This window comes from Streptomyces malaysiense (assembly GCF_000980885.2).
In the GTDB taxonomy this organism is placed as follows: domain Bacteria; phylum Actinomycetota; class Actinomycetes; order Streptomycetales; family Streptomycetaceae; genus Streptomyces; species Streptomyces malaysiense.
Genome location: NZ_LBDA02000079.1, coordinates 18,575 through 38,528, shown reverse-complemented (window position 1 = coordinate 38,528; position 19,954 = coordinate 18,575). Strand labels below are relative to the sequence as shown.

Below are 19,954 nucleotides of genomic sequence, written 5' to 3'. Positions count from 1 at the left end.
GCCCGCACGGCACGACCGCACCTCGGACACGGTCCCGCGCCCCCGCCGGGGTCGCCTCAGTCCAGCTGTCTCGAAGAGCCGACCGGGAGATCCCACAGGTCCTCGCGGGACAGGCCCGCCCTCACCCAGGCGGCCTGTACGCGGGCCAGTGGTTCGAGGACCGGTTCGGCCGAGAGGACGAAGGTGGCCCAGTGCATGGGGGCCATGCGGCGGGCGCCGAGGTCGAGGGTGGCCTGAACGGCCTCCTCGGGGTCGCAGTGGACGTCGCTGAGCCACCACCGGGGGTCGTAGGCGCCGATGGGCATCAGGGCGAGGTCGATACCGGGGTAGCGGCGGCCGATGCGGGAGAACCAGTGGCCGTAGCCGGTGTCGCCGGCGAAGTACAGGCGCGGGCCGCCGGGGGCGGTGAGCACCCAGCCGCCCCACAGGCTGTGGCAGGTGTCGGTCAGCGTGCGCTTGGACCAGTGATGGGCGGGCACGAAGTCGAAGCGGACGCCCGCCAGTTCCGCGCCCTCCCACCAGTCCAGCTCGGTGACGCAGGTGAACTCGCGGCGCCGGAACCAGCGGCCGAGCCCGGCCGGCGCGAACACCGGGGTGTCGCGCGGGAGCCGGCGCAGGGTCGGGGCGTCCAGGTGGTCGTAGTGGTTGTGGCTGATGACGACCGCGTCGATGCGGGGCAGCCGGTCCCAGGGCACGCCGACGGGGGTGATGCGGGCCGGGGTGCCGAGGATGCGGCGCGACCAGACCGGGTCGGTGAGCACGGTCAGACCGCCCAGCTGGACGATCCAACTGGCGTGCCCCGCCCAGGTGACGGCGAGGGTTCCGGTGCCGGCGCGAGGCAGCGGAGCGGGCGCGTACGGCAGCCGGGGGACGTCGGCGAGGCCCTGTGCGTCGGGGCGCACGGCACCCTCGCGGGCGAAGCGGGCGAGGGCCTTGAGGCCGGGCAGCGGCGCGGTGAGCCGGTCGTGGAACGTGCGCGGCCACACCCGGCGTTCGCCCAGCGGACGGGGTTCGGCCAGCGGCGGGAAGGGAGGCGTGCCAGGGGTGGGCGGAGCGGTCGCCGTCGAAGTCGTGGCAGCCGCCGACGCGTTGTCGGTCGGCGGGGTCGAACCGGACTCCTGCGTCTGCTGCGTCATCGAGGGGCTCCCATCACCGGGCGTCGTCGCGGAGATCGTCGAGGACCGACCTCAAGGAGATCAACGAGCTTTGCACGAAGGGCAGTTCCCATGGTGTGGGCGAGGCGAGGGCTTGCCCGCGCTCCTCGTCCGTGCCGCCCAGCAGCGGCCCGGTGCCGAGGCGTACCCGCGGCGCCGCCAGGTCGTCTCCGAAGCGGTGGCCGCCGGGGGCGGGCCTGCCGGTCCGGGCGGTCAGGAAGTCCTCCAGCTCCTGAGCGTCGTTCACACCTCGGGCGGCGAGCGCCTCGCGGAAGGGGCTCAGGTCGGCGTAGACATGACGGCCGGCCTGCGGGGGGCGGGCGAGGGCGCCGGCCGCGGTGACCTCGGCGTGCGCCGCGTCGGCCAGCCGGGCGTGCAGCCGTACGGCGGCCTCGCGGCGCTCGGTGACGGGCGGGGGCTCGTCGAGGGCGTAGCACGCGGCCGCGGCGACCGGGGTGGCGACGCGGGCGCCGAGCCCGGTGAGGATGTCCAGGACCCGGCCGTGCAGGCGCTGTCCGGCGGCGGAGGCGGGGAAGCGGGCGACGGCGGCGGGCCAGCCGGGCGGCAGCAGGGCGCCGGCCAGGTCGGTGACCACGGTGACCCGGTCGGGCCGCATCTCGGCGGGGCTGAGCAGGACGGTGTCGCGCGGCGCGTGCACGGTGTCGCGCCAGGTCTCGTCGCTGACCAGGTACAGGCCCTCGGCGGTGGCCGCCTCCACGGTCTCGTGCAGCAGTTCGGGCGGGGCGACGGTGGCGGTGGGGTCGTCGGCCACGGACAGCACCAGCAGCCTGGGGTCGCCGCCCTCGGCGCGGACCCGGCGCACGGTCTCCAGCAACGCGTAGGGATCGGGGACACCGCCGCTCTCGGCGGGCGTGGGCACGTGGAAGACGGGCCGGCCGAGGACCCGGGCGTAGGGGGCCCACCAGGCGGCGCAGGGGCGGGGCACCAGGACGTCCGCGCCGTCCCCGGCGAGCGCGGCGGTGAGGGCGAGGAGCAGCGCGGGGGCGCCGGGTCCGGCGGCGACCTGGTCGGGGACGCAGGGCAGGGCGCGGCGGGTCCAGTAGCCGCAGGCCGACTCCAGCAGGGCGGGGGCGCCGCCGACGGGCTGGGCGTCGGCCCGGCCCGCGGCGGCGGCGACCACGGCGGTCAGTTCGGGGAGCACCGGCAGTCCGTCGCCGGGCAGCGGTGGGCCGTAGCGGACCGGGCCGTGGCCCTCGGGGTCCGTCCGCCGCATGTCCGCCTCCGCGCAGTCCGTGGTGGCGCCCGGCACGGGGCCGTGCCGTGCTGTGTACCGCCCGGCACCCGTCCCGCCCCGCGCCGGAGGGTGCCGCGGGCGCGGCGCTCGGGGGACGGGTCCGGTGGGTCGGGTGGGTGTCCTCGGGATGCTGTGTACCCGCTCGCCGTAACTCCATGGCCGGAGCGGGAGTTGTGCGGGTCACACGTCCGCCGGCCGGTCACCTCCGCCGGTGCGGAAGCGGCCGTGGATCCGGTAGCCGGCGCCCGCGCAGGCGGCGGCGATCAGGGCTCCGCCCCCGGCCAGGGCGGGTACCGAGTCGTTGAAGGTGCCACCCGCGCCGGCCGCCACGCCGTGCTGATCGCCGCCCCCGCCCGCGGCGCAGTCGTCGCCCCCGTCGTCGCCGTTCCCGGGGCTCCGGCTCGTGTCGCCGTCGCGGTCGTCGCCGCCACCGTCGTCGTAGGAGTCCTCGGAGTAGCCGGAGGAGGACCGGGGCTCGCGGCAGGAGTCGCCGCCGGTGTCCTCGCAGGCGCCGGAGCGGGCTCCGGCGCAGGCCCGGTCGTCGTCGGCGCAGGACCCGCTCCTGCCGCCGGCGCACTGCCGTGCGTCATCGGCGCAGGTCTCCCCCGCCCGGCATTGGGTGTCGGTCCCGGTCCCGGTCCGGGTTCCGCCGCACGGCTTGCCGGGGCCGTCGCTCGCCCGGGTGCCGGGGCTGTCGCTCACACGGGTGCCAGGGCCGTCGCTCGCCCGGGACGTGGGTCCGGGCACCCGGCCCGCCGTGCCCCCCGTGTCCGGGTCCGGCGCGGGTGCCGGCGACCGGGTGGTGCCCGGCATCTGCGGCTCCGGGACGGTCGTGGGGGCGCAGCTCGCGGACCCCGCGCCGGGGGTGGCCGCCGCGGCGAGGGTCACGGGGCCGGTCAGGGCGAGCGCGGCGCCGGCGGCGAGGGCGACGGGCAGGGCGCGGACGGTGCGGCGCATGGAAGGGCTCCTCGGGAGCTGCGGCGGGCGGCGGGCTGACGGTCGTACGGGCGCGGTCGTGCGGGCGGCGGGGGCGGCGGTACGGCGCGCACGCCCTCCGGCGCCCGGGGCCGTACCCCTCTCCCTCCCCAGCCATCACAGCCCGCCGCGCGCCCCGGCGCGCGCGGCCGGGCCCCATTCGCGGGACGCGGGCACCCACCCGGGTGACGGCGCGGCGCGGGGCGAAGCCTCCACGCGCCGGCCGGGAGCGGCTGGGGCGAAGGCCGGCGGCGGGGCGCCGGGAGTTCCAGCCGGACCGGACCGGGCGGTGGCCGGCGGTGTCGGTGGTGCCGTACCGGGTACGCGGGTGCCACGTTCGACCCCTGGAGGGAGATATGCAGCGAGGCAGTGACCGGCTGAACGTGCACCGCGACGACGAGATGAAGCACGAGCTCAAGGGTTTGCTGAGGTCCGGGCACCCGACCCGGGTCGAGGAGTGGCACGACCCGGAGCCCGCCGCCGACGACGACCCGGAGGTGACCGGCGGCCCGGTCGGCGGGCTCGGCTCCCCGGCGTCCCTGGAACGGGTGCGGCTGGAACTGGCCCGCAGCCTGAGCCGCGGCGCCTTCCCGGCCCGCCCGGGTGAGCTGGTCTCGGCCCTGCGCCGGGACAACGCGCCGGATCCGCTGGTGGACGCGGTGGCGGAGCTGCCGCGCGGCGAGCGGTTCCGCAATGTCCAGCAACTGGCCGAGGCGCTCTCGGGCGGCCGGTGAGCGAGGCCGGGCGGCGGACGCGGTGATCGGACGCCGCCGCCCGGGGCGAGGAAACGGCACGTCCGGGCCGTCCGGGCCGTGCGGCGTACCGGGAAAGGAAGACGAAGATCATGCGCATCGCGTTTCTGGTGGCGCCCGAGGGCGTCGAGCAGGTGGAACTGACCGAGCCGTGGAAGGCCGCCGCGGACGCGGGGCACCAGCCGGTGCTGGTGTCGACCGGTTCCGGGAAGGTCCAGGGGTTCAACCATCTCGACAAGGCGGACACCTTCGAGGCGGACGAGGTGGTCGGCGAGGCGGACGCCGGCTCATTCGGGGGGCTGGTCCTGCCCGGTGGGGTGGCGAACCCGGACTTCCTGCGGATGGACGAGAGGGCCGTCGGGTTCGTGAAGGACTTCTTCGACCAGGGGCGTCCGGTCGCCGCGATCTGCCACGCCCCGTGGACGCTGGTGGAGGCGGACGTCGTACGGGACCGGGTGCTGACGTCCTGGCCGAGTCTGAAGACGGACATCCGCAACGCGGGCGGCGCCTGGGTGGACGAGCAGGTCAAGATCTGCGACCAGGGGCCCAACCAGCTGGTGACCAGCCGTAAGCCCGACGACCTGAAGGCGTTCTGCGAGGCCTTCCTGCGCGTGTTCGAGGCGGAGGCCGGCTGACGTCCCGCTCCCCCGGTGACATGGCGAGGGGCCGGCCCGCGACGGACCGGCCCCTCGCCAAGCGGACCGTGCGGGCGGCGTCAGGCGGACGGCGTCCCGCGGACGCCGGCGCGCCCGGCCGCCGGACCGCTCGGACGGACCGGCTCAGACGCCGGGCTGCCCCGGGGTCACCGACTCGCCGCAGTGGCGCTCCCGGGCGCCCTCGCGGGTGCGGCCCGCGCTGACCAGGCGACGCGGGTTGCGGCGCAGATACTCGCCCTCCAGCTGCGCCATGCGCTCGTTGTGGGCCCGCAGCGCGTCGTTGGAGCCGTACAGGAGGGTGTCGTGGCGCGTGCGGTGGATCGTCTCCAGCTCCTTCATGAGCTGCTGGTCGTCCAGTCGGCTGGGGTCGACTCCGGTCATGGTGGTGCCCCGCTCGTCGTGTCCGTTCATCGGGTCCGGGTACTGGCGTTCCTGAATCCACTGTACGAACATCCCGGTCGCCCGGCCTCCGCATGCCGCCGGGCGACCGCCGGCCGCTACCGGGCCCGCTCCACGCGGCGCTCGTCCCACACCGGCTCCGGGGTCTCGCGGACCCGGCCGTCGGTGCCGAAGACGAGGAAGCGGTCGAAGGAACGGGCGAACCAGCGGTCGTGGGTGACCGCGAGGACCGTGCCGTCGAAGGCCTCCAGACCCTCCTGGAGGGCCTCGGCGGACTCCAGGTCCAGGTTGTCGGTCGGCTCGTCCAGCAGCAGGGCGGTGACGCCCGCGAGTTCGAGCAGCAGGATCTGGAACCGGGCCTGCTGGCCGCCGGAGAGCCGCTCGAAGCACTGCTCGGCCTGCTGGGTCAGCTCGTAGCGGCGCAGCCGGGACATGGCCGGGCCGCGGTCCTGCGCGTGCTCCTTCCACAGGATGTCCAGCAGGGTGCGGCCCTGGAGTTCGGGGTGCGCGTGGGTCTGCGCGAAGTGGCCCGGTACGACGCGGGCGCCGAGCTTCCACCCGCCCGTGTGCGCGACGTCCTCGCCGGCCAGCAGACGCAGGAAGTGCGACTTGCCGGAGCCGTTCGAGCCGAGGACGGCGACCCGTTCGCCGTAGAACACCTCCAGGTCGAACGGCTGCATCAGACCGGTCAGCTCGAGTCCCGCACAGGTGACCGCCCGCACACCGGTACGGCCGCCCTTCAGGCGCATGGTGATGTCCTGCTCGCGCGGCGGCTCCGGGGGCGGCCCGGCCTCCTCGAACTTGCGCAGCCTGGTCTGCGCGGCGGCGTAGCGCGAGGCCATCTCATGGCTGACGGAGGCGGCCTGACGGAGGTTCAGGACGAGCTTCTTCAGCTGGGCGTGCTTCTCGTCCCAGCGGCGGCGCAACTCCTCGAAGCGGGCGAAGCGTTCACGGCGGGCCTCGTGGTAGGTGGCGAAGCCGCCGCCGTGCACCCAGGCGTCCGCGCCGGCCGGTCCCGGTTCGACGGAGACGATCTTCTCGGCGGCGCGGGCGAGGAGTTCGCGGTCGTGGGAGACGAACAGCACCGTCTTGCGGGTCTCCTTGAGCTGCTGCTCCAGCCACCGCTTGCCGGGCACGTCGAGGTAGTTGTCCGGTTCGTCCAGCAGCAGGACCTCGTCGGTGCCGCGCAGCAGCGCCTCCAGCACCAGGCGCTTCTGCTCACCGCCGGACAGGGTGCGCACCTGGCGCCACTGCGCCTTGTCGTACGGCATCCCGAGCGCGGCGGTGGTGCACATGTCCCACAGGGTCTCGGCCTCGTAGCCGCGGGCCTCGGCCCAGTCGGCGAGGGCCTGCGCGTAGGCCAGCTGCGCGGCCTCGTCGTCCACCGTCATGAGGGCGTGCTCGGCCTCGTCCACCGCCTTCGCGGCCTCGCGGACGCGGGGCGTGGCGACGGAGACCAGCAGGTCCCGCACGGTCGTCCCGTCGCGCACGGAGCCGATGAACTGGCGCATCACTCCGAGGCCGCCGCTCACGGTGACCGAGCCGCCGTGCGGCTTCAGCTCGCCGGAGATCAGCCGCAGCAGGGTGGTCTTGCCCGCCCCGTTCGGGCCGACCAGGGCGACGGCAGAGCCCTCGCCGACCCGGAAGGAGACATCGCCGAGCAGCGTCCTCCCGTCGGGGAGGTGGTACTCGAGGTGCGCGGCTTCCAGATGTCCCATGGGGCCGCATTCTCCGGTCCGGGGGCGGACCGGGGCAAACCGTTATCCGGGCGCCGCCGCCGAGGCTCCGCGCCCCGCCCCGGTTCAGCCGGTGGTGCCCAGCGGCTCGCCCGCCGGGCCGGGGGTGCCCGGCGGCTCGACGGTGTGGTCCTCCCAGGTCAGCACTCGCCAGCCGGCCCCCAGGTCGCCCTCCAGGGTGATCACACCGGTGTTGGCCAGCGGGCGCGCGGCGGCGAAGGCGACGTCGATGTTGCGGGCGCGGGCCGCGGTCCACATCCGGATGGCGGCGCCATGGCTGACCAGGGCGACCGTGCCCGCGCCGCCGAGGCACACCTCCTCGATCACGGCGTCGTACCGTGCGAGCGCCTCCTCGCCGCTCTCCCCGCCGGGGACGCGCAGCGAGGTGTGCCCGGCCGACCAGGCGAAGGCGGTGCGCATGTAGGTCTCCGCCTCGGGGGCGTCGCCGGGCAGCATCTCCAGGTGGCCCGCGGACAGCTCGCGGATGCCGTCGCGGACGGTCACCACGAGCCCCCGCGCCAGGGCCAGCGGGGCGGCGGTGAGCCGGGTGCGGATCAGCGGGGAGGCGTAGAGGGCGCCGATGTCCTCGGCGGCCAGCGCCCGGGGCAGCGCGGCGGCCTGGGCCTCGCCGAGCGGGGTGAGCCCCGGCCCGGGTACGGCGGTGTCCAGCAGCCGGCGCACATTGGACGTGGTCTGGCCGTGGCGGATCAGGAGCAGGCGCATCCGGGCGGTCTCCTCGTGGCATCCGCAGGGCGCGGGACGCGGTGGGACAGGAAACGGGCACTTCAGGGTAACCGCACCCCTATGAACCGGACCGAGACTCCGCACGTGGACCTGACCGTCCCGACCGCCGCCCCGCATCCCCTGTTCGAACGGCTGCTGGCGGCCGACGCCCACCTCTTCGAGCGGGCCGCCCACTGGACCTGGCCGGGGGCCGAGCGTGTGCTGCCCCGGCTGAGCCGCAGCGCCAACCACGGGGTGCTGTGGGCCGCCGTGGCCGCGGGGGTGGCGGCGAGCCGTACGCCCCGGGCGCGGCGGGCCGCCGTACGGGGCCTGGCCTCGCTCGCCGTGGCCTCCGCGACCGTCAACACGCTCGGCAAGCACTCCGTGCGCCGGGCCCGGCCGCTGCTCGAATCGGTACCGCGCGGGCGGCGGCTGCGGCACCAGCCGGTCACCACGTCGTTCCCGTCGGGCCACGCGGCCTCGGCGGCCGCCTTCGCCGTCGGGGTGGCGCTGGAGTCCCCGGCGTGGGGCGCGGCCGTCGCGCCGCTGGCGTTCTCGGTGGCCGCCTCCCGGGTCTACACCGGGGTGCACTTCCCGAGCGACGTACTGGCCGGTGCGGCGCTGGGCGCGGGCGCCGCCTTCCTGGTGCGGCGCCTCGTGCCGGCCCGCGCGACGACGGTGCCGAGCGCCCGGCCGCGCGCCGAGGTGCCCGCGCTGCCGGAGGGCGAGGGGCTCGTGGTGGTCGCCAACAAGGGCTCGGGCACCTCGGAGCGGGTGCACGGGCTGCAGGCGGCACTGCCTCGCGCGGAGATCGTGGAGTGCGAGCCCGGCGAGACGGGCGACGCGCTCGCGAAGGCGGCGGCGCGGGCGCGGGTGCTCGGGGTGTGCGGCGGCGACGGCACCGTGAACACGGCCGCCGCCGTCGCCCTGCGGCACGGGCTGCCGCTGGCCGTACTGCCGGGCGGCACCCTGAACCACTTCGCGCTCGACCTGGGCGTGGAGGACGAGCGCGACCTGGCCCGCGCGGTGCGCAAGGGCGAGGCGGTACGGGTGGACGCGGGCCGGTTCGTCTCCGAGGACACCGAGGGCCTGTTCCTGAACACGCTGAGCCTCGGGGTGTACCCGGAGCTGGTGCGCGCCCGGGACTCCTGGTCGCACCGGATCGGCAGCTGGCCGGCCGGGCTGCTCGGCGCGCTGCGGGTGCTGCGCGAGGGCCGGCATCCGCTGGAGGTGGAGTTGGGCGGTGAACGGCGGCCGATGTGGATGCTGTTCACCGGCAACGGGATCTACCACCGGATGGGACTCGCGCCGGGGCGGCGCACCGATCTGGCGGACGGGCTGCTGGACGTGCGCGTGGTGCACGGGAGCGGCCGGCCCGCGCTGCGGCTGCTCGCCGCGGCCGCCGCGGGACCCCTGACCCGCTCGCCCGCGCACGCCGCCGTCCAGGTGAACCGGCTGCGGCTGACCGGCCTCGCGCCCTGCACCCCGCTGGCCTACGACGGCGAGGTCACGACCGTCTCCGGCGAGGTGACGGTGGAGAAGCTGCCGGAGGCGCTGACGGTCTACCGCCCGCTGCCCAGCACGTCCTGACGAGCCGTCAGTCCATATGGCAAAACGCGGATCTCATTATTCGGCCTGCGCGCGTACCGTGAACCGTGGCGCGGGCCGGTGGGGCCGGTGCGACGAGAAACGCGTCGGGGACGCGACGAACAGGGGAACCGGCATGCCGAAAGCACGGGAGACGGCCGTCTACACGCATGGGCACCACGAGTCGGTGCTGCGCTCGCACACCTGGCGCACCGCCGCCAACTCCGCGGGCTACCTGCTAGGTTCCCTCAAGCCGCACATGAGGATCCTGGACATCGGCTGCGGGCCCGGGACCATCACCGCCGATCTGGCCGAGCTGGTGCCGGACGGGCGGGTGACCGGCGTCGACCACGCCCCGGGAGTCCTGGAGCGGGCACGGGAGACGGCCGCCGCGCGCGGGCTGGCCAACGTGGACTTCGCGGTCGCGGACGTGCACGCCCTGGACTATCCGGACGACACCTTCTGCGTGGTCCACGCCCACCAGGTGCTCCAGCACGTGGGCGATCCGGTGCAGGCGCTGCGCGAGATGCGCCGGGTGACGAAGCCGGGCGGGTTCATCGCCGTACGGGACGCGGACTACGCGGCGATGACCTGGTACCCGGCACTTCCCGGACTGGACGACTGGCTGGAGCTGTACGAGCGGGTGGCGCGCGCCAATGGCGGCGAGCCGGACGCCGGGCGCCGGCTGCGGTCCTGGGCGCTGGCCGCCGGGCTGCGGGACATCACCGCGACCTGCGGCACCTGGACCTTCGCCACCGAGGAGGAACGCGCCTGGTGGAGCGGTCTGTGGGCGGACCGCACCCTCGCCTCCGCCTACGCCGAACGGGCGACGGCGGGCGGCCATGCCACACCTGAGCGGCTGCGGGCGGTGTCGGACGCCTGGCGGGAGTGGGGACGGCGGGAGGACGGCTGGTTCGCGGTGCTGCACGGGGAGATCCTGTGCCGCAAGGAGGCGTGAGGGCCGGGGCCCTCGGAGGGTCTGCGGTGTCCACGGGGGTCACCGGCCCTCCGTCACCCGCGCGTCCTCCTCGGCGAGCCCGCTGAACGAGTACGCGGCCCAGGGCCCGGTCAGCTCCACCCGCAGCCCGCCGGCCTCGTCCTTGGTACGGTCCACCAGCTCCACGAACTCCTCGGAGCGGTCCCGGGGCACCAGATAGGCCGCGTTCAGCACATTGCGGCCCAGGGCGCCGGACAGCGACGCGCTCTGCGGGGGATGCAGCCGGCTGGCCTCGGCGTACGCGGACAGCCGCTGGTGCAGGGCGTCCGCGAAGGCCTCGGCGGCCCGGAGATCGGCCGCGGCGGGGTCCGGGGGCGGCTCCGTGAACACCCTGACGCCCCACTCCACCCGGCCCTCCAGCCGGTCCAGGGCGCGCAGGAAGTCCGTCTCGCGCGCCTCCATCATGCTGCGCACCCCGCTGTCGTCCCGGAAGACGGTCGCCAGGCGCAGCGGCAGCGGGGTGGTGACGGTGGTGAGCGCGTCGATCACGCCCTGGTGGGCGCGGGCGGTCGCGGTCAGCCAGTCGAGGTCCTCCAGGTGGGCTCTGAGCCCCTCCTCGCAGAAGTCGGCCTCGGGGACCGTACTGACCACCGCGATCAGCCCGCGGTGGGACAGCAGGGCCGGCGGCGCGCCTCCGATGCCCGTCAGCTGGGCCTGGAGGGGCGCCCCGAGGGGACGGCAGACGGCGTACACATAGCGCAGTCCGGTCATGACGCCTCCTTCCGCGCGCGGCCCGGCTCCGGCTCGCGCGGCCGGGCCGGCCGTCCTCCCGGCTCGGTGTCCTCCCGGGCCGGCCGGTCCCGGCGGGCCCGGGAGGACGGGGCCGGGTCGCTCTCCCACCAGTCGATCCCCATCTCCTTCGCCTTGTCCACCGAGGCGGCCGTGAGCCGCGGCCCGGTGGCGAGCGGTGAGGCACAACGCTCACCACCCGGACGCCCGGTGCGCGGGCCCGCCCCCGCCGGCCGGGCCACGTCCTCGGTCACCGCACCACCGCCTCCTCCACCAGCAGTTTCGCCGCGGCCACGATGCCGAGGGCGTCGATGCCCGCGGCGTGCAGCTGCTCGTCGGGGGCCGCCGAACCCGGCATCGTACGGACCCCGAGCCGGACCAGCCGGGGCACGGGCCGGCCGTCGGCGAAGGACTCCGCCACCGCGTCCCCGATACCGCCCTCGGGGTGGTGGTCCTCGACGGTGAGCAGACAGCCGGTGTCCTCGGCGGCCCGGCGCAGCGTCTCGGCGTCGGCGGGCTTGACCGAGTACAGGTCGATCACCCGGACCGCGACGCCGTCCTCGGCGAGCCGGTCGGCGGCCGCCAGCGCCTCGGGCACGGTGACCCCGGCGGCGACGACGGTCAGCCGGTCCTCCTCCGAGGAGCGCAGCGTCTTGCTGCCGCCGACCGGGAACTCCTCGTCGGCGTCGTAGAGCACCGGGGTCTTGCCGCGGGAGGTGCGCAGATAGCGGATGCCGTCGAGCCCGGCCATGGCGGCGACCAGCCGGGCGGTCTGGTTGGCGTCGCAGGGGTAGAGGACAGTGGAGCCGTGGATCGCCCGGAACATGGCGAGGTCCTCCAGGCCCATCTGCGAAGGCCCGTCCTGCCCGATGGCGACACCGGCGTGCGAGCCGACGAGATTGATCCCGGAGCCGCTGATGGAGGCCATGCGCACGAAGTCGTGGGCGCGGGTGAGGAACGCGGCGAACGTCGCCGCGTACGGCACCCAGCCGCGCACCGCCATGCCCACGGCGGTGGCGACGAGCTGCTGCTCGGCGATGTAGCACTCGAAGAAGCGCTCGGGGTGCGCCTCGGCGAACGCCTCGGTGCGGGTGGAGTCGCCGACCTCGCCGTCCAGGGCGACGACGTCGCCGCGCGCGTCGCCGAGCGCGGCGAGGGCGGCGCCGAAGGCGTCCCGGGTGGCGGCCTCGTCGCCCTGGTCGTAGCGCGGGAGGCGGATCACCTCGGTGGTGCGGTCGCGCAGTGCGGCGGCGGCCGGCGGCTCACCCACCCGGATGCGCAGCTCACGGGGGCCGCCGAGCTCGGCGATGGCCTCGTCCGCGTCGGGCAGCGGTTTGCCGTGGTGGCCCTCCTGATCCTCCACGGCGGCCACGCCCTTGCCCTTGAGGGTGCGGGCGAGGATCACGACGGGCTGCCCGGCGGTGGACAGCGCCTCCCCGTACGCCCGGTCGATCGCGTCCACGTCATGGCCGTCGACCTCGATGGCGTGCCAGCCGAACGCCCGGAAGCGGCGGGCGTAGGCGTCCAGGTCGTGGCCGTGCCGGGTGGGGCCGCGCTGCCCGAGCCGGTTGACGTCCACGATCACCTTCAGGTTGTCCAGGTTCTCGAACCCGGCGTGCTCGGCCGCCTCCCACACCGAGCCCTCCGCCAGCTCGCTGTCCCCGCACAGCACCCACACCCGGTAGCCGGTGCGGTCCAGGCGCAGCCCGGCGAGGGCGATGCCGACCCCTACGGGCAGGCCCTGGCCCAGGGAGCCGGTGGCCGTCTCCACCCAGGGCAGCCTGCGGGGTGTCGGATGTCCTTCGAGCCGGCTGCCGAGCTTGCGGAAGGTGACCAGCTCACCGTCCTCGACGACGCCCGCCGCCTTGTAGGCGGAGTACAGCAGGGGCGAGGCATGGCCCTTGGACAGCACGAAGCGGTCGTTGGCGGGATGCTCGGGGCGCTCGAAGTCGTAGCGCAGATGGTTGGCGAGGAGTACGGCCATCAGGTCGGCGGCGGACATCGAGGACGTGGGATGCCCGGAGCCCGCCGCCGCGGCGGCCCGTACGCTGTCGACACGCAACTGCTGTCCGACTTCGGCGAGTTCGGCGGTGTCCATGGCTCTCCTTGCGCGAGATCGTGGTCGTCGGCCGCTGTGCGTCCTCGGCGCGGCACCCGGGATCACCGGAGCGCGGGAGCGGCCGGCGGGACCGGCGCCGACGAACAGGACGCGCGGTCGACCCACGGTGACGCCTCGGGCGGTGGGCTCGTGCGAGGTTTTCCGCGTATCCGGAGCCGGACCAACCAAACGCGGGGGCGCTCACCCGGGCGGAGCACACCGGGGGCCGGCCGGGCTCGCGGCACGGGCGTGGACGGCCGGGCGGGCAGGGTTGCGGACACTGCCGGTACCGGACCACCGCCGTCCGTGTGACGAAAGCAGGGCGACGCGCCCTTCGGGCGTTCCGGTGATCGGCGCGCTCTCGAAGGCGGTGTCCCTGCTTCCGCCGTACGACCGTACGGCCGCGCGAAGGGGCCGTACGGGCCGGCCGAGGGGCGGCCGGGCCGCGGAGAGCTGCCGGAGGGGGACTCCCCGCGCCTGCTCGGCTATCGGCTCCGGTCGCGCCGGTCGGCCGGGGTATGCGGCGGATTCTTGGGGATCGGCGGGTACAGCGTGCCGTAGCCGCCCGGCGGCGCGACCGGCGGGGTGCCGCCGACCACGCGGTGCGGCGGGTGCGGGCCGCGCCCCGAGGAATGGGCGGCGGCCCGCAGCGCGTACGCCACCGCGGCCATCAGTGCCCCGGTGATCAGCGCGGCCGCCCAGCCGGGCAGCCCGGTCGCCAGGAGCAGGCCGACGGCGACGGAGACCGCGCCGCCCGCGTACAGGGCGGCGGCGCCCGACGCACCGTAGAGCACGGCGGTACGACGCTGCTTGCGGGTCTGCTCGCGCAGCTCCTCCCGCACCGTCACACGGGCCACCTGCGCCAGCTCCTCGACCAGCCCCTTGTCGAGATGTTCCACATGATCCAAAGGCTGCGAACGGTTCATGTCATGCGGGTACCCTGTGCGCACCCTGGGTAACTCCGGGGCTGCCTGCGCGTCGGCCCTCGTCCCAACTAGGCTCGTCCGCATGGAGATTATGGGCGCCTCGCTGCGTATCTGCGTTGCCGACATCGAGACCGCGATCCCCTTCTACGAGCGGCTGGCCGGTGGCACGGCGCAGCGGTTCGAACGCGGCGGGGTCCGGGTCGCCGCGATCGGCTCCTTCCTGTTGATGAGCGGTCCGGAAGCCGAGCTGGAGATCCTGCGGAAGGTCACCGCGACCATCGCCGTCAAGGACGTGGGCGAGGCGCGTCAGCTGCTCACCGGTCTCGGCGCCCGCATCCTGGTGGAGCCGGTGCCCACTCCGGCGGGCAGCAACATGCTCGCCATGCACCCGGACGGATCGATCTTCGAGTACGTGGACCAGCACGGCTGAGTGTTCAGGCCGGGCCGGGACGCATCCTGAAGTCGTAGCGGGCGGGCAGGGGTTCGTCGGTGAGGCGGGCCCACGCCCGGTCGAGCGCCCGGGAGCCCTCCCTCAGGTCGGCGATCTCGAAGCCCGCGTCGAACACGGCCCGCGCCTCGGCCCGCCGGCCCTCCGCCAGCAGCAACTCCGCCTCCAGCAGCCGGAACCGGCCGCGCTGCCGGACCCTCGGCGGCAGCCGTTCCCACACGGCGCGGGCGTCCGCCGTCCGCCCGGCCCGCAGCAGCGCCTCGAGCGTCTCGCGGCCGAGCGCGGCCCTCGCGGCGAGCCGGTCCGCCTCCCGGTCCGCGTCCCCGGCCCGCCGTTCGCCGCACAGGTCGGCGAACGCGTCGGCGTACCGGTCGGCGGCCCGCTCGTGGTGGCCGTCGTCCGCGTCGGCGACGGCCAGGGCGCGCAGCAGCGGCCAGCGCGCGGGTGCGAGCGGCAGGGCGCGCTCCCAGCTGCGGACGGCCTGGGCGCGGTCGCCCGCGTGCCACTGGGCGATACCCAGGTGGTACTCGGCGTGCCAGGTGGCGGGCGCGGTCTCCAGCAGTTCCCGCCAGGGCGGGGCCACCAGCGTCTCGCCGGCCGGCTCCGGACCGCGCGGGGCGGGCAGGCCGCCGGTGCGCAGCAACTCCCGCCAGGGCTGCTGGGCCCGGCCGAGCGTGGCCTCGGGGAAGGGGGTGCCGGGCAGCTTCCATCCGGCGCGCAGCACTTCGAGCGCGCCCCAGCCGGAGCCGGTGGCGAGGGTCTCGCCGGGTTCGGTGTCGGCGTGCGGCCGCCAGCGCGCGTACGCCTCCTCGACGCGGGCGCGCGGCAGCACCGACTCCAGCTCCTCCTCGGCCTGCTGGACGGCGCCGGGCCACTCCCCGGCGGGCGAGGTGTCGAGCGGGCCGTACGCCTCCAGCCAGGACACCTCGCTCTCCGCGTCCAGTCGCACGTGCTCCAGCTGGGTGCGGGCCAGGCCCGCCTGGATCTCGCAGTATCCGCCGGTGCCCGGCTCGGTGAGCCACCGCTGCCAGCGGCGGCCGCCGGTGCCGCTGCCCCAGACGAACAGCTTGCGTCCGCGCAGCACGTCGGTGGAGGTCTGCACCAGTCCGCGCCCGTCCGCGTCCAGTGCGGCGATCCAGCGGCGCCGGCCGTCGGGCACGTCGTAGAAGTAGTCGGCGGCGTACGGGCTGTTGAGGGGGTACGTGCGGTCGACGCCGTCGCAGTACGGGACGGGCACCCGGCGCAGCCGCTGCTCGTAGCCGAACTGCCACGCCTCCTCGGCGGGGGCGAGGACCCGGACCTCCTCGGGTACGGCGGTGTTGGACCACCAGTACGTGGGCACCGGGTGTTCGTGCGGGTTGCGGACACGCACACCGACGTAGAGGAAGTCGGAGCCGTCCGGCAGCCACAGGTCGACCTGGAAGGGCAGGTCGCGCAGCCGCTCCCACTCCCACAGGCGCAGCATGTCGCCGCCGTCGGGGGCCGGGACGCGCGCGGCGTGCACGGGGGCGCAGGAGAGAGTGGTGTGGCCGGTGGCGCCGATGTTCCACTCGATGCCGCCGGAGTACCAGGCGCCGTTGAGGGCGAAGTCGGCGGGCTGGAACACCGGGTTGCGGTAGAGGAGTTCGCGTCCGGTCGGCAGCTGGAGCAGGGAGGCGACACGGCCGCCGAGGCCGGGCAGGACGGTGGCGCGCAGCCGGTCGTTCTCGATCACCAGGGCGTCGAGGGAGCGGGGTTCACGGGTTCTTCCGTAGCCGTCGCGGAGGCGGACCGGCAGCAGGCTGCGCAGCGGCGCGTACCCGAGTCCGCGCGCCATGTCCCCGGGGATGTCCTCCCGGTCGCGGTCGTCGATGCGGTGGACCTCGTCGAGCGGGCGCAGCGGGGGCAGGGGGTTGTCCGGGCCCAACTCGGCGGCGGGCAGGGTCAGTACCTCACGTCGGATCCTTGTCACGACGACCATGGAACCCGGCGGGCGGTGACTCGGCCAGAGGAGCTGCCGGTCAGGATTGCGCAAATTGCGGGGGCGAGGAGCGGGACCGCCCGAGGTCAGGCGCGCATCTCCGCGGTGAGCGCCCAGCGTTCGTGGTCGCGCCAGTCCCCGTCGATGTAGATCATCTTCGGTGAGAAGCCCTCCAGGCGGAACCCGGCGCCGCGGGCCAGCGCGATCGAGGCGGCGTTCTCCGGCTGGACGTTGATCTCCAGGCGATGCAGTCCGAGCGGTCCGAAGGCATGGCCGATCACCAGGTCCAGGCCCTCGCGCATCAGCCCCCGCCCGGCGGCGTGCGCGAACGCGCCGTAACCGAGGGCGCCGCACCGGAAGGCGCCCCGGACGATGTTGTTGATGTTGATGAACCCGGCGATGTCCCCGGTGTCACGCTCGCACACCAGGAAGCCGGCCTTCGTGGGGTCGCCGATCAGCCGCCCCGCGTACTCGGCGTACGCGTTCTCGCTGTCCGGCGGGAACAGCCACGGCCGGTGCAGGTCCTTGCTCTCGCGGGCGCGCGAGGTGAACTCGGGGCCGTCCTCGGGGGTGAAGTGACGGATGCCCACCCGGGGGCCTTCGGCGAGATGACGGGACGCGACGTGCGGCATCCGGCCAGCTTACGCGCTCCGTCTCCGCCGCGAGGGGTGCGCTCAGCTCAGCGCGGGCGCCGCCAGCGTCAGCGTCCCCGCGTCCGCGTCCAGCTCCGCCTCGGCCCCGAACGGGATCGTCAGCGCGTCCTCGCAGTGCCCGAACCCCATCTCCTCCAGGACCGGCACCCCGAGGCCGCCGAGCCGGTCCGCGAGGACGGCGCGGACCTCCTCGTACGGGCCGCACCGCTCCCAGGAGCCCAGTCCGATCCCGGCGACCCCGTCGAGCCAGCCGGAGCGCAGCAACTGGGTGAGCAACCGGTCGATGCGGTACGGCAGTTCGGTCACGTCCTCGATCATCAGCAGTCCGCCGCGCGCGCCGGTCCGGGCGAGCGGGGTGCCGAGGTCGGCGGCGAGCCCGCCGAGGTAGCCGCCGAGAGTCACCCCCCGGGCCCGGCCGGGCACCAGCGCCGTACCGGGCGTGGCGATGGTCCGTACCGTCTCGGGCGCGAACAGCGTGGCCCTCAGGTGCTCCTGCGCCCGCGCGCTCTTGACGAAGTCGATCCCGGCGGCCACCGGCCCGTACAGCGTGACCAGGCCGAGGCGGGTGGCGAACGCCTGGTGCAGATGGGTGACATCACTGAACCCGAGGAAGACCTTCGGCCCGGCCGCGCGCAGCGCGTCCCAGTCGACCAGGTCGGCCATGCGCTGGGCGCCGTAACCGCCGCGGGCGCACAGCACCGCGGCCACCGAAGGGTCGCACCAGGCGTTCTGGAGGTCCGCGGCCCGGTCCGCGTCGCCGCCGGCCAGGTAACCCAACTCGCCGTGCCGGGCCAGGACATGGGGCATGACGACGGGGTCGAGGTCCCAGCCGCGCAGTACGTCGAGGCCCGCCTGGAGGCGCTCCTCGGGCACGGGTCCGCTGGGGGCGACGACGGCCACCCGGGCGCCCGGGGCCAGCCTCGGCGGGCGGATGAGGGCGGTCACCGGCGCAGCTCCAGTCGCGGAACGCCGGTCACGTCCAGCTCGAAGACCTGTGCGTACAGCGAGAGTTCGGCCTCCAGAGCACGGATCACGGTGTCCGCCCTGCGGAACCCGTGCCCCTCCCCCTCGAAGGTGAGGTAGGCGTGCGGGACGCCCTTGCCCTGCACGCGGGCGAGGAACTCCTCGCACTGCACGGGCGGGCAGATGACGTCGTCCAGACCCTGGAGCATCAGGAACGGCACGGTGAGGCGGTCGGCGTGACTCGCGGGCGAGCGCTCGGTGTAGCGGGTCGGCACCTCGGTGAACGGACCGATCAGGGACTCCATGTAGCGCGACTCGAAGTCGTGGGTGCCGCCGGAGGCCCAGCTGGTCAGGTCCAGGACCGGGTAGATGATGGTGCCGCACGCGTAGACGCTGGTGGTGGTGAGGGAGGCCGCGGTGGTCCAGCCGCCCGCGCTGCCGCCCCGGATCGCGAGCCGCCCGGGGTCCGCGGTGCCCTCCTCGGCGAGCGCGCGGGCGACGGCCGCGCAGTCCTCGACGTCGACCACGCCCCACTGCTCGCGCAGCCGCTCGCGGTAGGCGCGGCCGTACCCGGTGGAGCCGCCGTAGTTGACCTCGGCGACGCCGATGCCCCGGGAGGTGAAGTAGGCGATCTCCAGGTCGAGGACGAGCGGCACCCTGCTGGTGGGGCCGCCGTGCGCCCAGATGACGTAGGGCGGCAGTTCGCCGTCGGGCGCGGTGTGCCCGGGGTGGTGCGGCGGGAAGACCTGGGCGTGCACCTCGCGGCCGTCGGGCCCGGTGAAGACGCGGATCTGCGGCTCTGGGTAGTAGGCGGGGTCCACCGGGTCCCGGTGGCGGGCGCCGACGGCTCGGGCGCGGCCCGTGGTGGTGTCCAGTTCGACCACCTCGTACGCGGTGCGCGGGCTGGCCCCCACGGCGGCGACCCGGCTCCCGTGCACGGCGAGGCTCGCGGCGAACTCGGTCCAGGGGCCCGCCGCGTCGACGATCTCCCCGGACTCCGGGTCCAGGATGCCGAGCACGGTCGAGCCCTTGCCGTGCACGACCGCGATCAGCCCGCTGTCCAGCGGCGCGAACCAGCGCAGGCCCAGCTGCCACAGCGGGCCGCCGAACTCCTCCTCGCGGGTGCACAGCGGGACGTCGTCGCGGTAGAGGTTCCACCAGCCGCCGCGGTCGCTGGAGTACAGGAGAGTGCCGTCCGCGGCCCACTCCACCTGGGCGACGGCCTCGTCCGCTCCCCCGGCGACGGTGCGCGCGCCGTGCAGGGCGCCGTCCTCGCCGACCTCGGCGACGCGCAGTTCGGTGCCCTCCCAGGGCATCCGCGGGTGGTCCCAGGCCAGCCAGGCGGCGCGCCGGCCGTCCGGGGAGAGCCGGGGCCCGGTGACGAACCGGTGCTGTTCCGGGGCGAGTTCGCGTACCGCGCCCCGGTCCTCGGCGGCCGAGCCGTCGAGCGGTACGGCGGCGAGGACGCGCCGGACGTCGCCGGGGTCGTCGCCGGTGTACTCCTCCAGCACGCACCACACCTCGCCCCGTTCGAGGTCGAGGTGCGGTTCCGCCCAGCGCAGTCCGCCGCCGACCGCGGAGAGCGGGGTGAGCGGGCGGGGTTCGCCGCCGGGCTCGTAACCGTAGAGCCGCTGGTCGGCGAAGTTGGCGAACACCACGAGGGGCGTGCCGCCCCGGGCCTCGGCGGTCCAGGGCCGGCCGCCGTACTCGACGACCCGGGTGCGCACGTTCCACGGCGCGGGCAGCAGCGACTCCTCGGTGCCGTCCGCGCGGCGCCGTATCAGGGCGCGGCGGCCGCCCTCGCCGGGGCGGGGTTCGGTCCACCAGGTCTCGTCCCCGACGTAGCCCACCCAGTCCGGGCGGCCGTCGTGGGCGGCGGCGAGTGCCGCGTCGATGGGTGACGGCCAGGTGCCGTACGGCGTCCTGTGCATGTTCTCCTCCCC

At 75.3% G+C, this 19,954-nt stretch carries 19 protein-coding genes; 5 read left to right on the top strand and 14 right to left on the bottom strand.

Annotated features, from left to right (window positions below; genetic code table 11):
* Nucleotides 1–56 precede the first annotated feature (56 nt).
* The 3 genes from VT52_RS28610 to VT52_RS38215 form a co-directional block, all read right to left on the bottom strand.
* The gene (locus VT52_RS28610; RefSeq protein WP_046418196.1) at nt 57–1,136 is read right to left on the bottom strand and encodes an MBL fold metallo-hydrolase; all 1,080 of its coding nucleotides are present in this window, start codon (nt 1,134–1,136) and stop codon (nt 57–59) included.
* A gap of 13 nt (nt 1,137–1,149) precedes the next feature.
* The gene (locus VT52_RS28605) at nt 1,150–2,388 is read right to left on the bottom strand and encodes an aminotransferase class I/II-fold pyridoxal phosphate-dependent enzyme (protein ID WP_046418273.1); all 1,239 of its coding nucleotides are present in this window, start codon (nt 2,386–2,388) and stop codon (nt 1,150–1,152) included.
* 201 nt (nt 2,389–2,589) lie between these two features.
* The gene (locus VT52_RS38215) at nt 2,590–3,366 is read right to left on the bottom strand and encodes a hypothetical protein (RefSeq protein ID WP_046418198.1); all 777 of its coding nucleotides are present in this window, start codon (nt 3,364–3,366) and stop codon (nt 2,590–2,592) included.
* A 374-nt stretch (nt 3,367–3,740) separates the two neighbouring features.
* Here VT52_RS38215 and VT52_RS28595 point away from each other — a divergent pair, with 374 nt between their 5' ends.
* Nucleotides 3,741–4,118: a DUF2795 domain-containing protein gene (locus tag VT52_RS28595; RefSeq protein WP_046418199.1), complete on the top strand. Its 378-nt coding sequence runs from the start codon at nt 3,741–3,743 to the stop codon at nt 4,116–4,118.
* Nucleotides 4,119–4,228: 110 nt separating this feature from the next.
* Complete coding sequence (locus tag VT52_RS28590; protein ID WP_046418202.1) at nt 4,229–4,771, top strand: type 1 glutamine amidotransferase domain-containing protein; 543 nt, start codon at nt 4,229–4,231, stop codon at nt 4,769–4,771.
* A 144-nt stretch (nt 4,772–4,915) separates the two neighbouring features.
* Here the strand turns inward: VT52_RS28590 and VT52_RS28585 are convergent, their stop codons facing one another.
* The 3 genes from VT52_RS28585 to VT52_RS28575 form a co-directional block, all read right to left on the bottom strand.
* Complete coding sequence (locus VT52_RS28585; protein WP_046418276.1) at nt 4,916–5,203, bottom strand: DUF6158 family protein; 288 nt, start codon at nt 5,201–5,203, stop codon at nt 4,916–4,918.
* A gap of 86 nt (nt 5,204–5,289) precedes the next feature.
* A complete protein-coding gene (locus VT52_RS28580) occupies nt 5,290–6,909 on the bottom strand; it encodes an ABC-F family ATP-binding cassette domain-containing protein (RefSeq protein ID WP_046418204.1) in 1,620 nt (539 codons plus the stop codon).
* An 84-nt stretch (nt 6,910–6,993) separates the two neighbouring features.
* A complete protein-coding gene (locus VT52_RS28575; protein WP_046418206.1) occupies nt 6,994–7,650 on the bottom strand; it encodes a histidine phosphatase family protein in 657 nt (218 codons plus the stop codon).
* Between the two features lie 81 nt (nt 7,651–7,731).
* Between VT52_RS28575 and VT52_RS28570 the strand changes: the two genes are divergently transcribed.
* A complete protein-coding gene (locus VT52_RS28570) occupies nt 7,732–9,240 on the top strand; it encodes a bifunctional phosphatase PAP2/diacylglycerol kinase family protein (RefSeq protein ID WP_079175337.1) in 1,509 nt (502 codons plus the stop codon).
* A 133-nt stretch (nt 9,241–9,373) separates the two neighbouring features.
* Nucleotides 9,374–10,195 carry a class I SAM-dependent methyltransferase gene (locus tag VT52_RS28565; protein WP_046418210.1) on the top strand — a complete coding sequence of 274 codons (822 nt, stop codon included), beginning with the start codon at nt 9,374–9,376 and terminating at the stop codon, nt 10,193–10,195.
* Nucleotides 10,196–10,234: 39 nt separating this feature from the next.
* Here VT52_RS28565 and VT52_RS28560 read toward each other — a convergent pair whose 3' ends face one another.
* From VT52_RS28560 to VT52_RS28545, 4 genes are all read right to left on the bottom strand, one after another.
* Nucleotides 10,235–10,945, bottom strand: coding sequence for a GvpL/GvpF family gas vesicle protein (locus VT52_RS28560; protein WP_046418212.1), 711 nt, complete (start codon nt 10,943–10,945; stop codon nt 10,235–10,237).
* On the bottom strand, nt 10,942–11,217 hold the full coding sequence (locus tag VT52_RS28555) for a hypothetical protein (RefSeq protein WP_079175336.1): 276 nt from the start codon (nt 11,215–11,217) through the stop codon (nt 10,942–10,944). Before VT52_RS28555 ends, VT52_RS28560 begins: the two co-directional genes overlap by 4 nt.
* On the bottom strand, nt 11,214–13,061 hold the full coding sequence (locus tag VT52_RS28550) for a transketolase (RefSeq protein ID WP_046418214.1): 1,848 nt from the start codon (nt 13,059–13,061) through the stop codon (nt 11,214–11,216). The genes VT52_RS28555 and VT52_RS28550 overlap by 4 nt, the downstream gene beginning before the upstream one ends.
* Nucleotides 13,062–13,546: 485 nt before the next feature.
* The gene (locus tag VT52_RS28545) at nt 13,547–13,987 is read right to left on the bottom strand and encodes a phage holin family protein (protein WP_046418216.1); all 441 of its coding nucleotides are present in this window, start codon (nt 13,985–13,987) and stop codon (nt 13,547–13,549) included.
* Between the two features lie 82 nt (nt 13,988–14,069).
* On the opposite strand from VT52_RS28545, the gene VT52_RS28540 reads away from it, so the two are divergent.
* Complete coding sequence (locus VT52_RS28540) at nt 14,070–14,417, top strand: VOC family protein (RefSeq protein WP_046418218.1); 348 nt, start codon at nt 14,070–14,072, stop codon at nt 14,415–14,417.
* Between the two features lie 4 nt (nt 14,418–14,421).
* Here the strand turns inward: VT52_RS28540 and VT52_RS28535 are convergent, their stop codons facing one another.
* The 4 genes from VT52_RS28535 to VT52_RS28520 form a co-directional block, all read right to left on the bottom strand.
* Nucleotides 14,422–16,395 carry a DUF5107 domain-containing protein gene (locus VT52_RS28535; protein WP_046418220.1) on the bottom strand — a complete coding sequence of 658 codons (1,974 nt, stop codon included), beginning with the start codon at nt 16,393–16,395 and terminating at the stop codon, nt 14,422–14,424.
* A gap of 86 nt (nt 16,396–16,481) precedes the next feature.
* Nucleotides 16,482–17,027 carry a GNAT family N-acetyltransferase gene (locus VT52_RS28530; protein WP_046418222.1) on the bottom strand — a complete coding sequence of 182 codons (546 nt, stop codon included), beginning with the start codon at nt 17,025–17,027 and terminating at the stop codon, nt 16,482–16,484.
* A 42-nt stretch (nt 17,028–17,069) separates the two neighbouring features.
* Nucleotides 17,070–17,993 (bottom strand): S66 peptidase family protein, encoded by a 924-nt coding sequence (locus VT52_RS28525; RefSeq protein ID WP_046418224.1) that lies wholly within the window; start codon nt 17,991–17,993, stop codon nt 17,070–17,072.
* Nucleotides 17,990–19,942: a prolyl oligopeptidase family serine peptidase gene (locus tag VT52_RS28520; protein WP_046418226.1), complete on the bottom strand. Its 1,953-nt coding sequence runs from the start codon at nt 19,940–19,942 to the stop codon at nt 17,990–17,992. The genes VT52_RS28525 and VT52_RS28520 overlap by 4 nt, the downstream gene beginning before the upstream one ends.
* Nucleotides 19,943–19,954 lie beyond the last annotated feature (12 nt).

Excerpts from the sequence above, each read along its gene's own strand:
- VT52_RS28610 (WP_046418196.1), bottom strand. The coding sequence starts at position 1,136 with ATGACGCAGCAGACGCAGGAGTCCGGTTCGACCCCGCCGACCGACAAC.
- VT52_RS28605 (WP_046418273.1), bottom strand. The coding sequence starts at position 2,388 with ATGCGGCGGACGGACCCCGAGGGCCACGGCCCGGTCCGCTACGGCCCA.
- VT52_RS38215 (WP_046418198.1), bottom strand. The coding sequence starts at position 3,366 with ATGCGCCGCACCGTCCGCGCCCTGCCCGTCGCCCTCGCCGCCGGCGCC.
- VT52_RS28595 (WP_046418199.1), top strand. The coding sequence starts at position 3,741 with ATGCAGCGAGGCAGTGACCGGCTGAACGTGCACCGCGACGACGAGATG.
- VT52_RS28590 (WP_046418202.1), top strand. The coding sequence starts at position 4,229 with ATGCGCATCGCGTTTCTGGTGGCGCCCGAGGGCGTCGAGCAGGTGGAA.
- VT52_RS28585 (WP_046418276.1), bottom strand. The coding sequence starts at position 5,203 with ATGAACGGACACGACGAGCGGGGCACCACCATGACCGGAGTCGACCCC.
- VT52_RS28580 (WP_046418204.1), bottom strand. The coding sequence starts at position 6,909 with ATGGGACATCTGGAAGCCGCGCACCTCGAGTACCACCTCCCCGACGGG.
- VT52_RS28575 (WP_046418206.1), bottom strand. The coding sequence starts at position 7,650 with ATGCGCCTGCTCCTGATCCGCCACGGCCAGACCACGTCCAATGTGCGC.
- VT52_RS28570 (WP_079175337.1), top strand. The coding sequence starts at position 7,732 with ATGAACCGGACCGAGACTCCGCACGTGGACCTGACCGTCCCGACCGCC.
- VT52_RS28565 (WP_046418210.1), top strand. The coding sequence starts at position 9,374 with ATGCCGAAAGCACGGGAGACGGCCGTCTACACGCATGGGCACCACGAG.
- VT52_RS28560 (WP_046418212.1), bottom strand. The coding sequence starts at position 10,945 with ATGACCGGACTGCGCTATGTGTACGCCGTCTGCCGTCCCCTCGGGGCG.
- VT52_RS28550 (WP_046418214.1), bottom strand. The coding sequence starts at position 13,061 with ATGGACACCGCCGAACTCGCCGAAGTCGGACAGCAGTTGCGTGTCGAC.
- VT52_RS28545 (WP_046418216.1), bottom strand. The coding sequence starts at position 13,987 with ATGAACCGTTCGCAGCCTTTGGATCATGTGGAACATCTCGACAAGGGG.
- VT52_RS28540 (WP_046418218.1), top strand. The coding sequence starts at position 14,070 with ATGGAGATTATGGGCGCCTCGCTGCGTATCTGCGTTGCCGACATCGAG.
- VT52_RS28535 (WP_046418220.1), bottom strand. The coding sequence starts at position 16,395 with ATGGTCGTCGTGACAAGGATCCGACGTGAGGTACTGACCCTGCCCGCC.
- VT52_RS28530 (WP_046418222.1), bottom strand. The coding sequence starts at position 17,027 with ATGCCGCACGTCGCGTCCCGTCATCTCGCCGAAGGCCCCCGGGTGGGC.
- VT52_RS28520 (WP_046418226.1), bottom strand. The coding sequence starts at position 19,942 with ATGCACAGGACGCCGTACGGCACCTGGCCGTCACCCATCGACGCGGCA.